This is a genomic window from Vogesella sp. XCS3 (genome assembly GCF_020616155.1).
Taxonomy (GTDB): Bacteria; Pseudomonadota; Gammaproteobacteria; order Burkholderiales; family Chromobacteriaceae; genus Vogesella.
In genome coordinates, this window is the sequence record NZ_CP085530.1 from 62,036 (window position 1) to 72,500 (window position 10,465).

The 10,465-nt window shown below is 61.3% G+C and carries 12 protein-coding genes (1 of these 12 only partly in view); 8 read left to right on the forward strand and 4 right to left on the reverse strand.

The window, feature by feature from the left end:
• Positions 1–15: 15 nt before the first annotated feature.
• Positions 16–1,092, reverse strand: a complete 1,077-nt coding sequence (locus LCH97_RS00335) for an AI-2E family transporter (RefSeq protein WP_227302858.1) — start codon at positions 1,090–1,092, stop codon at positions 16–18.
• A gap of 92 nt (positions 1,093–1,184) precedes the next feature.
• On the opposite strand from LCH97_RS00335, the gene purM reads away from it, so the two are divergent.
• The 8 genes from purM (at position 1,185) to LCH97_RS00375 (ending at position 8,733) form a co-directional block, all read left to right on the forward strand.
• On the forward strand, positions 1,185–2,222 hold the full coding sequence (gene purM / locus LCH97_RS00340; RefSeq protein ID WP_227302859.1) for a phosphoribosylformylglycinamidine cyclo-ligase: 1,038 nt from the start codon (positions 1,185–1,187) through the stop codon (positions 2,220–2,222).
• Between the two features lie 99 nt (positions 2,223–2,321).
• Positions 2,322–2,960 (forward strand): phosphoribosylglycinamide formyltransferase, encoded by a 639-nt coding sequence (purN, locus tag LCH97_RS00345; protein ID WP_227302860.1) that lies wholly within the window; start codon positions 2,322–2,324, stop codon positions 2,958–2,960.
• Positions 2,957–4,129: a DUF3108 domain-containing protein gene (locus LCH97_RS00350; RefSeq protein ID WP_227302861.1), complete on the forward strand. Its 1,173-nt coding sequence runs from the start codon at positions 2,957–2,959 to the stop codon at positions 4,127–4,129. The genes purN and LCH97_RS00350 overlap by 4 nt, the downstream gene beginning before the upstream one ends.
• Positions 4,113–5,366 carry an RsmB/NOP family class I SAM-dependent RNA methyltransferase gene (locus tag LCH97_RS00355; protein WP_227302862.1) on the forward strand — a complete coding sequence of 418 codons (1,254 nt, stop codon included), beginning with the start codon at positions 4,113–4,115 and terminating at the stop codon, positions 5,364–5,366. The genes LCH97_RS00350 and LCH97_RS00355 overlap by 17 nt, the downstream gene beginning before the upstream one ends.
• A gap of 75 nt (positions 5,367–5,441) precedes the next feature.
• Entirely contained in the window at positions 5,442–5,765 is a 324-nt protein-coding gene (gene grxD, locus LCH97_RS00360) for a Grx4 family monothiol glutaredoxin (protein WP_206211521.1), read from the forward strand.
• A 321-nt stretch (positions 5,766–6,086) separates the two neighbouring features.
• Positions 6,087–6,719, forward strand: coding sequence for a uracil phosphoribosyltransferase (upp, locus tag LCH97_RS00365; RefSeq protein ID WP_017509997.1), 633 nt, complete (start codon positions 6,087–6,089; stop codon positions 6,717–6,719).
• A gap of 64 nt (positions 6,720–6,783) precedes the next feature.
• Complete coding sequence (locus LCH97_RS00370) at positions 6,784–7,440, forward strand: hypothetical protein (RefSeq protein WP_227302863.1); 657 nt, start codon at positions 6,784–6,786, stop codon at positions 7,438–7,440.
• A 48-nt stretch (positions 7,441–7,488) separates the two neighbouring features.
• Positions 7,489–8,733, forward strand: a complete 1,245-nt coding sequence (locus LCH97_RS00375) for a uracil-xanthine permease family protein (protein ID WP_227302864.1) — start codon at positions 7,489–7,491, stop codon at positions 8,731–8,733.
• Positions 8,734–8,822: 89 nt separating this feature from the next.
• Here the strand turns inward: LCH97_RS00375 and LCH97_RS00380 are convergent, their stop codons facing one another.
• From LCH97_RS00380 to LCH97_RS00390, 3 genes are all read right to left on the reverse strand, one after another.
• Positions 8,823–9,137 (reverse strand): DUF2322 family protein, encoded by a 315-nt coding sequence (locus LCH97_RS00380; protein ID WP_227302865.1) that lies wholly within the window; start codon positions 9,135–9,137, stop codon positions 8,823–8,825.
• Positions 9,138–9,232: 95 nt separating this feature from the next.
• Positions 9,233–10,111, reverse strand: coding sequence for a 4-hydroxybenzoate octaprenyltransferase (ubiA, locus tag LCH97_RS00385; protein WP_227302866.1), 879 nt, complete (start codon positions 10,109–10,111; stop codon positions 9,233–9,235).
• Positions 10,108–10,465: the 3' portion of a chorismate lyase gene (locus LCH97_RS00390; protein ID WP_227302867.1), read on the reverse strand. The gene runs 176 nt beyond the window's last position; only the last 358 of its 534 coding nucleotides appear in the window; its start codon lies beyond the right edge, outside the window; it ends in the stop codon at positions 10,108–10,110. The genes ubiA and LCH97_RS00390 overlap by 4 nt, the downstream gene beginning before the upstream one ends.

Sequence of the window (10,465 nt, forward strand, 5' to 3'; positions counted from 1 at the left end):
GGCGGTCAAAAAGAGTCAGGGGTCGATTTTACGCTGATAAAAGCCACTATTGAAATAATGTCTGACCAGATGGCGCATCAGAATCACGCTAATGGCAGAAAGCGGCAGGGCCAGCAGGATGCCGACAAAGCCCATCAGCTCGCCAAACGCCATCAGGGCAAAGATCACGGTCATGGGCGACAGGCCGATGCGCTCGCCCACCAGGTAGGGGGTCACCAGAAAGCTTTCCAGCATTTGCCCGACCATGAACACACCCCACACCATCAGGATGCCGCTGGCACTGTCGTACTGCAGCACGGCAGCCAGGGTCGCCAGCAGCAAGCCCAGGAAGGCGCCCAGATAAGGGATGAACACCAGCAGGCCGGCAATAATGCCGATGGCCAGGCCGGAATCCAGCCCCACCAGCCACAGGCCGCCGCCATAAATGGCCGCCATGATCAGCATCACCGAGAGTTGGCCGCGCAGGAATTGCCCCAGCATGCTGTCGACTTCGCGCGCGATGCGGCCAACTTCGGCTTCCCAGCGCCGCGGTATCAGGCTGGCGATGCGCGCCACCATATCGTCCCAGCCGTGCAGGAAGTAATACAAAAGGATGGGGAGCAGGCTGAGGTTGGCCAGGCTCGATAGCAGCAGGGCGCCGCCATGGGTGAGCTGCGGCGCGACGCGGGTAATGGTCTGGCGCACATTGCCGGCGTTCTGGCTCAGCACATTGCGCCAGCTGTCGCTGTCTATGCTCAGGCTGGTGCCCAGCCAGGCGTTGATACGTGGCAGAGCCTGGTGTTGCACAAAATCCACCAGTACCGGCAGCCGGGCTGCCAGCGCCTGCGCTTGCGATACCAGCATGGGCACCACGATCAGGATCAGCCCGAGTATGGCAATAAAGCCGCCCGCCATGACCAGCAGCAGCGAACTGGTGCGCGACAGGCCTTTCTCTTGCAGCCGGTCTACGGCCGGGTCCAGGATATAGGCCAGAATCGCCGCGGTGACAAAAGGCGCCAGTACGCCAGAGAGCCTGCCAGCCAGCCATAGCAAGGCTGCCAGCGCGATAGCGATAATCAACCACGGAAGATAAACAGAGCGGGAGCGTTCCATTGTCTTTTCAGTTAAAATACAGCCGCTTTGGGCCAAGAGCCCAGGGCGCTCAAAGCAGCAAAACGATCACGTTAGCAGAAAGCGAGTTTACCTTGAACACCACGTCCCTCAGTTACCGTGATGCCGGCGTCGATATCGATGCAGGCGACGCGCTCGTCGAAAACATCAAGCCGTTTGCCAAGCGCACCATGCGTCCGGAAGTCCTCGGTGGCCTCGGCGGTTTCGGCGCACTGGTGGAAATTTCCAAAAAATACCAAGAGCCGGTACTGGTTTCCGGTACTGACGGCGTCGGTACCAAGTTGAAGCTCGCCTTTGACTGGAACAAGCATGATACCGTCGGCATCGACCTGGTGGCCATGAGTGTCAACGACATTCTGGTGCAAGGCGCCGAACCTCTGTTCTTCCTGGATTACTTTGCCTGCGGCAAGCTGGATGTGCCGCAAGCAACCGATGTAATCAAGGGCATCGCCGAAGGCTGCGAGCAAGCAGGCTGCGCACTGATCGGTGGTGAAACCGCCGAGATGCCGGGCATGTACCCGGTGGGCGAATACGACCTGGCCGGCTTTGCCGTTGGCGTGGTTGAAAAGAGCAAGGTTATCACCGGCCGCGACATCAAGCCGGGCGATGTGGTACTGGGCCTGAAATCCAACGGTGTGCACTCCAACGGTTACAGCCTGGTGCGCAAGATCATCGAGCGCGCCCAGCCAGACCTGGACGCTGCCTTTGACGGCGATAAAACCCTGCGTGAGGCCGTTATTGCCCCGACCCGCATCTACGTGAAGCCCCTTCTGGCGCTGATGGAGAAGCTGACGGTAAAAGGCATGGCGCACATCACCGGTGGCGGCATTACCGAGAACACCCCGCGTGTACTGCCGGCCAACACCGTGGCGCAGATCGATGCCAGCAGCTGGACCATGCCCAAACTGTTCCAGTGGCTGCAGGCCGAAGGCAATGTGGATGCGCAGGAAATGTACCGCACCTTCAACTGTGGCATCGGCATGGTCGTGATCGTGGATGCTGCAGATGCTGACGCGGCAGCGGCGTTCCTGGCCGAGCAGGGCGAAACCGTATCGCGCATCGGCGTGATCCGTGCCCGTAACGGCGACGAGCACCAGACCCAGGTAGCCTGAGCCCTGTCTGGCTGACGCAAGGCGCCGCCGGCAGTGCTGGCGGCGTTTCTGTTTGCGGCCAACTTTTCTGCTGTTGCACAACCGTTTTTGACTGCTGACATGAAAAACATCGTCATCCTGATTTCCGGCCGTGGCTCCAATATGCAAGCCATTGTCGATGCGCAGATCGCCGGCGCACGTATTGCCGCGGTGATTGCCAACCGCCCCGATGCTGCCGGCCTGGCCTGGGCCGCCGAGCGTGGCATTGCCACCGTTGGCCTGGACCACAAGCAGTTTGCCAGCCGTGAAGCGTTTGACGAGCGCCTGGCCAGTGAAATCGACGCTTTTGCCCCCGATCTGGTGGTGCTGGCCGGCTTCATGCGCATCTTGACGCCCGCGTTTACCGCGCGCTACGAAGGCCGCATGCTGAATATTCACCCTTCGCTGCTGCCATCGTTCCCCGGCTTGCATACCCACCAGCGTGCCATCGACATGGGCTGCAAAGTGGCCGGCTGCACCGTGCACTTTGTCACGGCCGAGCTGGACCACGGCCCGATCGTGGCGCAGGGCGTGGTGCCGGTGTTGGATGACGATACCGAGGCGGCGCTGGCTAACCGTGTGCTGGCGCTGGAGCACCAGCTGTACCCGCAAGCCGTGCGCCAGTTTGTGGCCGGCGAGCTGCAGGTAAACGGCAGCCGCGTCAGCGGCGTGGCCGCCAGCCAGGCCAGCGCCAGCCTGATGGTACCGGCGCCGCGTTGAAGCGCTGGCGCAAACCGGCTGCCAGCCTGATGGCTGTGGCCTTTATCCTGTCCCTGCTGGCGCATATTCTGGCGCTGGGCAGCGGGCTGGTGTCGTTTGACAGCATCGATATGCCGGAAGACCCGGCGCTACGCCAGCTCAGCGCCACGCTGCAGGATATGCAGCTGGATGCGCCCAAACCGCCCGCGTTAAGCGCCCCGCGCATCCCCGGTACACTGGGTGTGCCGCGTGGCGAGGCGTCGCAGCCGGTGGCCGACAAGCCCAAGCCCAAGCATGAAAAGGTAGCGGCCAAGCGCAAACCGCAGCCGGCTGCCAGTGCCGTAGCCGCCGAGCCGCCCGCGCCGGATCAGCAGGTAGCGCAGGCCGAGGCCAGCGCACCCATGGCCAAAGCGCCCAACGTGGCCAAGCCTGCCGCCAGTGCACCGCTGGCTGAAGTGGCCAGCAAGCCGGCTGACAATGCCGAAGCGGATAGCGACAAAGTGGTGAAGCCGGACGAGCGCATTACCCGCTTCCCTGCTGCGGCGCGCATGCAATATGGCTTGTACCTGTCTGGCGTTTTGCTGGGTAGTGGCGAGATGCGCTGGCAACGCGACGGTGGCAACTATAGTTTGATCACCGATGTCACGCCGGTAGTGGGCCCCAAGCTGCGTTACGAAGCCGTGGGCAGTATTACGCCGCAGGGCTTGCGACCAGAAAGCTTCAAGGCCACGCGCAACGGCGAGCCACGCGAGTACGCCCGCTTTGACTGGGCCGCCGCCACATTGGCCTATGGCGACAAGGAGCACAAGACCGAGCCGCTGCAACGCGGTGCCCAGGACTGGCTCAGCCTGGGGGTGCAGCTGGCGCTGCATGGCAAGAAGATGAGCGATGCGCCTATCCAGATCACAACGGGTAAAAAGGTTTACCGCATGGCGCTGCGGCCGGAAGGCGAGACCGACTTTGACACGGGGGCAGGTGCTATCCGTGCCGTAGTGGTTCGGGTGCGAGACGAGGGGGAGCTGACAGAGTTCTGGCTGGCCCCGGACTTCGCCAATATTCCGGTACGTATCCTGCGCGCAGACAAAGACAAGCGTATCGAGCTGCGTGCGAATCTGATTGAACTAGATGGCGACACTGTTTGGAAACAGCCGCCACGACAACCGAGACATCAAAATGAAAGTAAACGTTAGCCAATTCAACCACCTGGAACAGGTGCTGTTTGCCATGCTGCGCTTTGATCGCCCGGCCGACGCCGTGCTCACTGCGCATTTCCGCCAGCACAGCAAACTGGGCGGCACCGACCGCCACCTGATTGCCGAAACCGCCTTTGCCTGCCTGCGCCACCTGGAAACCCTGCGTCCGCTGTGTGGCAAGCAGGTGAACTCGCGCCGCCTGGCGCTGGCTACCCTGGTGCGTATCGGTGGTACCAACCTGCGCGAGCTGGATGGCGTGATGAAAGAAACCGAGCGCGAATGGCTGGCGTCGGTCAAAGGCGCCGAGCTGCCGGACGACCTGAGCGCCCGCTCCGGCCTGCCTGGCTGGGTGATTGGCCTGTTGGGCGAGCAGGAAGAAGGCGAGGTGATTGCGCTGGGTAAAGGCCTGGCGTCTTACGCGCCGCTGGACCTGCGTGTGAATACCCTGAAAATGAAGCGTGACGACGCGCTGATCCAGCTGCAGGATTCCGGCATTGCCTGCGAGCCTACCCCGTATTCGCCGATCGGCATCCGCCTGAAAGGCAAGCCCGCGCTGGCTCGCCACCCGCTGTTTGTCGGTGGTGCTATCGAAGTGCAAGACGAAGGCAGCCAGCTGCTGGGCCTGCTCACCGGCGCGCGCCGTGGCGAAATGGTGGTGGACTTCTGCGCCGGTGCCGGTGGCAAAACCCTGCTGCTGGGTGCGCAGATGGCTTCCAGTGGCCGCCTGTACGCCTTTGATATCTCGGAAAAACGCTTGGCCAACCTGAAGCCACGCCTGGCGCGCTCCGGCCTGTCCAACGTGAACAGCACGCTGATTGCACACGAGAACGACACCAAGGTAAAACGCTTGGCCGGTAAAGCCGACCGCGTGCTGGTGGATGCGCCGTGCTCCGGCCTGGGTACCCTGCGCCGCAACCCGGACCTGAAATACCGCCAGAGCGTGGAAAGCGTAGCCGAGCTGAACGCCAAGCAAACCGCCATTCTGGCCTCGGCTTCGCGCCTGGTGCGCACGGGTGGCCGTCTGGTGTACGCCACGTGCAGCCTGCTGCCGGCCGAAAACCAGGACATCGTGAATGCGTTTCTGGAAAGCCACCCGGATTTCGAGCTGCTGCCAGCCAACACCCTGCTGGTCGAGATGAAAATTGCGCTGGATACTGGTGATTACCTGAGCCTGCGCCCGCACCTGCATAACAGCGACGGCTTTTTTGCCGCCGTGTTGCAGCGCAAGGCTTGAGTCGCAGCGCCTGCGGCCCTAGAATAGTCGATTGAATTTGTCGGGTAATCGCCCGGCCATTAATGCAAAAGGAAGATCATGTCGATTCAGGACACCATCCGCCAGACCGTGACCGAAAACCCGGTCGTGCTGTACATGAAAGGCTCCGCCACCTTCCCGCAGTGCGGTTTTTCCAGCCGTGCCGTACAAATCATCAAGGCCTGTGGCGTTGAAAAGTTTGTTACCGTCGATGTGCTGGCCGACCCGGAAGTACGCCAAGGCATCAAGGATTACGCAAACTGGCCGACCATCCCGCAGCTGTACGTGAACGGCGAGTTCGTTGGCGGCTCGGACATCATGTACGAGATGTACCAGGCCGGCGAGCTGCAGGAACTGCTGAAAGACATCGCAGCATCCTGATCGCCCGCAGCGCAGCCTGCCCCGTGCGGCTGTCTTGCTACACAAACCCTGTCGCGTCTGCGGCAGGGTTTGTCTTTTTCCGGCCTATCGTTTGGGTGCATCCGCTGTGGTCTTGTTTGATCTGACACAGTTGGCCGCACGAAACAGGGAAAACCCTGCATAGAGGGCATGGCTGCAAACAGCTGTTTGCTTGTACAATGTTGCCCCATACCAATTTAGCGAACCGGCTGCCGCCTGGCGGCCGGTTTTCCGTATCAAGAAAAGCGGTTTGCGCGGGCACCAGCCTGGCGCAGCCGCTTTTTGCCAAGGTTTGGGAAGAGCATGAACATCACCGTAGTCAATCACCCGCTGGTACAACACAAACTCGGCCTGCTGCGCGAGGGCGATATCAGCACCATGAAATTCCGCCTGCTGACCCAAGAGCTGGCCCGCCTGCTGGCGTATGAAGCCACCCGTGATTTCGAGCTGGAAACCGTCACCATCGATGGCTGGTGCGGCCCGATCGACGTGCAGCAGATCAAAGGCAAGAAGGTTACCGTGGTGCCTATCCTGCGCGCCGGTATCGGCATGCTGGACGGCGTGCTCGACCTGGTACCGTCGGCCAAGATCAGCGTGGTAGGCCTGGCCCGCAACGAAGAAACCCTGGAACCGGTGTCCTATTTCGAGAAGTTTGTCGGCAACCTGGACGAGCGCATCGCCATGATCATCGACCCGATGCTGGCGACCGGCGGCTCGCTGATTGCCACCATCGACCTGCTCAAGCGCAATGGCTGCAAGCACATCAAGGCGGTGGTAATGGTAGCGGCCCCGGAAGGCGTAAAAGCGGTAAACGATGCCCACCCGGATGTGCAGATCGTGGCCGCTTCGCTGGACAGCCATCTGAACGAACACGGCTATATCATCCCGGGCCTGGGTGACGCCGGCGACAAAATATTCGGTACCAAACACGCCTGATTCCTGGCACACAGCCGCTTGCAAAAGCGGCTTTTTTGCAGCCGCGGCCAACCTTGGGGGCAGCATGAGCAGCAGCATCAGCAAGGCACAAGTAGCACAGATCGAGCAGGATTTTCTGCTGCGCTTTCCCGGTGGCTTGCAAGACCCGGCCTGGCTGGCGCTAGGCAAAAAGCATCGCAGTACCCTGCAAGCCATGGCGCTGTTTGATACCGCGCTATCGCTGCCAACGTTGGCCGCAGCCATCGCGCAGCAGCGTTACGGCGAGGTAATCGAAGCCTGCAGGCAGTTTGTCGGGCGCTGTACCACGATCAGCACGTTCGAAAAGATTGCCTTTCGCAACTATCTGGCGTTTGGCGATGTGCACGAGCCGTTTATACGCTGCCTGCACGCGCTGCTAGCGCGGTGCGATGCGGCCAGCTTTGACGATTTTGTCGACGTACTGCTGCTGTGCCGCTACGACAAAAATGCCAACGCCGCCAAGTGGCCGCTGGTCACCGCGTTTCTGGCGTATAGCAACCCGCAGCAACATGTCTGCGTGAAGCCAACGACAATAAAGAAACTGGCTGCCAGGCTGGGTGTGGATATTGCTTATCAGGCGCAGCCGGCTTACCAGACCTACCAGCGCGTGCAGGCGATGGTGGCGCAGTTTCGCCAGCACAGTACGCAGCTGGTGGTAGATAACAATATTACTGCCCAGGCGGTGATGTACTGCACGGTGTAATACACGCTGCACAGACACAAAGCATTCAACAACAAGAAGGTAAAACCTATGTTCCAACAAGTGAAAGTGGCCGTGTCCGGTGCCCAGATCCTGTTCGTCGCCTTTGGCGCGCTGGTGCTGGTACCGCTGCTGACCGGCCTGAACCCTGCCATGGCGCTGCTGGGCGCCGGCCTTGGCACCCTGCTGTTCCAGCTGTGTACCGGCCGTCAGGTGCCCATCTTCCTGGGCTCTTCCTTTGCCTTTATCGGCCCCATCATTTACTCGATGCAAACCTGGGGGCAGGGCGCCACCATGTTTGGCCTGTTCTTTGCCGGTTTCATGTACTTCGTGTTTGCCGCCATCGTGAAATGGCGCGGCATGGCGCTGGTGAACAAGCTCTTGCCGCCGGTGGTGATCGGCCCGGTGATCATGATCATCGGTCTGTCGGTAGCTGGTGCGGCGTCCAATATGGCCATGGGGCGTGCTGGCGGCCAACAGATCATGCCGTATGAAACCTCGCTGCTGCTGGCGGCCATCTCGCTGGCGACCACCATTGCGGTGTCGATCTACGCGCGCGGCATGTTCAAGCTGGTGCCGATCCTGGCGGGGGTGACCGTGGGCTATATCGCGGCAGCCTTCATGGGTGTGGTGGATTTTGCCAAGGTGGCCAACGCTCCATGGTTTGCCGCCCCGGTGTTCCATAGCCCGGAAGTGAACTGGGCTGCGGCGCTGTTCATGCTGCCGGTGGCGATTGCCCCGGCCATTGAGCACATCGGTGGCGTAATGGCCATTGGCGGTGTGACCGGCAAGGACTACACCAAGACCCCTGGCCTGCACCGCACGCTGGCGGGTGACGGCCTGGGTGTGTGCGTGGCCGGCCTGATCGGCGGCCCACCAGTGACCACCTACGCCGAGGTAACCGGCGCGGTGATGATTACCCGCAACTTCAACCCGGTGGTGATGACCTGGGCGGCGATCTTTGCCATCGCCATGGCGTTCTTTGGCAAGTTCAACGCGCTGCTGCAGTCCATCCCGATGCCGGTAATGGGCGGCATCATGGTGCTGCTGTTCGGTACCATTGCCTCCATCGGCCTGAAAACGCTGATCGAAGCCAAAGTCGACCTGATGGAGCCGCGTAATCTGGTGATCATCTCGGTGGTACTCACCGCCGGTATCGGCGGCCTGGAGCTGAAGTTCGGTTCCTTCGGCCTGGTGGGCGTGGGGCTGTGCTCGGTGCTGGCGCTGATTCTCAACCTGATACTGCCAGGCAAGTCGGCTAGCCACGACGGTATCGTGGAAGGGCAGGATATCTAGCCCGCTAGTTGGCCGCAGCTTGCGGCCAACTTGTCGTACCCTGCAAAACACCCCGCCTTGGCGGGGTGTTTTGTATTGTGGCGAGGGTATCAGGCCAGAGTCAGCTGCACGCTTAGCGCCTCGTCAGGGCCGATGGCCAGCAGGCGGTCGATATTGGGGTGCTTGCCGGGGAAGGCCAGCGCGTCGGCGGTATGCTCTGCGTACAGCACCAGGCCCTGTTGGGCGGCGGCGTGGTTGATACAACCGTGCTGCAGCCACAGCGCGTGGTACAGGCGTACAGAGCCTGCCGAGCCGGGTTTGTTTTCCAGCAAAGCCACTTGTTCGCCGTTGGAGCTGTGCAGGCTCAGTGCGCTGATGTGGTCGATTGTGGGGAGGGTGGGCAGAATATCGGCAAAAGCGGGCATAAAAAAACTCCGGTAGTAGATATCCGGAGTTTGGTGCATCGGGCTGAAATTTCCAGGTAATGTTATTGAAATCTTTCAGCCTGCGGCCGGGGCGCTTAGTGCAGGTACAGCCCGTATTCCAGTAGCAAGCTGGCAAACATCACCGCTCCTACGCGGTTGTTGTCCAGAAAAGCCTTGAAACACAGGGCGCGGTCACGGGTGCGGATCTCCAGATACTGCTTGCCGATCAGCACGGCCGAGATCGCCAGCCCGGTAAAGTAGGGCCAGCCCAGACCCAGCTGCCAGCCCAGGCCCAGCATCAGCGCCATGAACACGCCGTGGCACAGCATGATGGCGGCGACATCGTAATCTCCAAAGGTAATGGCGGATGTCTTGATGCCGATTTTCAGGTCGTCCGGCTTGTCGGCCATGGCGTAGGCGGTGTCGTAGGCCACAGTCCAGAACAGGTTAGCCGCCAGCAGCCACCACGCGGTGCTGTCTACGCGCCCGGTTTGTGCCGCGTAGGCCATGGGGATGCCAAAAGAAAAGGCCAGCCCCAGATAGGCTTGCGGTAGCGGAAAGAAGCGCTTGGTGAAGGGGTAGGTGGCTGCCAGCAATACCGCCGGCACGCTCATCAGCAGTGTCAGGCTGTTCATCGGCAGTACCAGCAGCAGACTGAGCAGCGCCAGGCCTGCGGCCAACAGTAGCGCTTCTTTTTCGGTCACCGCACCGCGGGCAAACGGGCGCTGGGCGGTACGCGCCACGTGGGCATCAAAATGGCGGTCGGCGTAATCGTTAATTACGCAGCCCGCCGAGCGCATCAGGAAGGTACCCAGCACGAAAACCAGCAATACCAGCCAGTCTGGCCGACCCTTGGAGGCCAGCCACAGGCCCCACAGCGTGGGCCACAGCAATAGCAGGGTGCCAATAGGTTTGTCTACGCGCATCAGCTGGCCATAGACACTGGCGCGCTCGCGCAGCAGGGTGGTATTCATCTCAGGTAGTGCTCCAGTGCCGGCAAAAACACCTCGCTTACCAGTAGGGGCGAGTCGGCCAGGGTAAAACGGCAGCGTCGTGCGGTCAGCTGGGGGGCATGCTGCGCATCGTGTACGCTGGCCAGGGTATAAAGCGGGTGCGGGTGATCGCTTTGCAGGAACTGCAGCGCTTCGCGCCCCAGGCCAGGCAGGCCGCCAAACAGTGTCAGCCCCAGCGAGCGGCTGCCGCGCTCCAGTATCGGGCGCCATACCCGGCAGTCGTCCAGGGTGATGCTGCGCGCAATCACCACCGGTTCACCGGCTAGCATCAATCGAACGTGTCTGGCATAAACCGGCTGCTTTGCGCTAATCTGC

What these genes read in the sequence shown, in the direction of transcription:
- LCH97_RS00335 (WP_227302858.1), bottom strand. Translation starts at nt 1,092, where the DNA reads ATGGAACGCTCCCGCTCTGTTTATCTTCCGTGGTTGATTATCGCTATC.
- purN (WP_227302860.1), top strand. Translation starts at nt 2,322, where the DNA reads ATGAAAAACATCGTCATCCTGATTTCCGGCCGTGGCTCCAATATGCAA.
- LCH97_RS00355 (WP_227302862.1), top strand. Translation starts at nt 4,113, where the DNA reads ATGAAAGTAAACGTTAGCCAATTCAACCACCTGGAACAGGTGCTGTTT.
- upp (WP_017509997.1), top strand. Translation starts at nt 6,087, where the DNA reads ATGAACATCACCGTAGTCAATCACCCGCTGGTACAACACAAACTCGGC.
- LCH97_RS00370 (WP_227302863.1), top strand. Translation starts at nt 6,784, where the DNA reads ATGAGCAGCAGCATCAGCAAGGCACAAGTAGCACAGATCGAGCAGGAT.
- LCH97_RS00375 (WP_227302864.1), top strand. Translation starts at nt 7,489, where the DNA reads ATGTTCCAACAAGTGAAAGTGGCCGTGTCCGGTGCCCAGATCCTGTTC.
- LCH97_RS00380 (WP_227302865.1), bottom strand. Translation starts at nt 9,137, where the DNA reads ATGCCCGCTTTTGCCGATATTCTGCCCACCCTCCCCACAATCGACCAC.
- ubiA (WP_227302866.1), bottom strand. Translation starts at nt 10,111, where the DNA reads ATGAATACCACCCTGCTGCGCGAGCGCGCCAGTGTCTATGGCCAGCTG.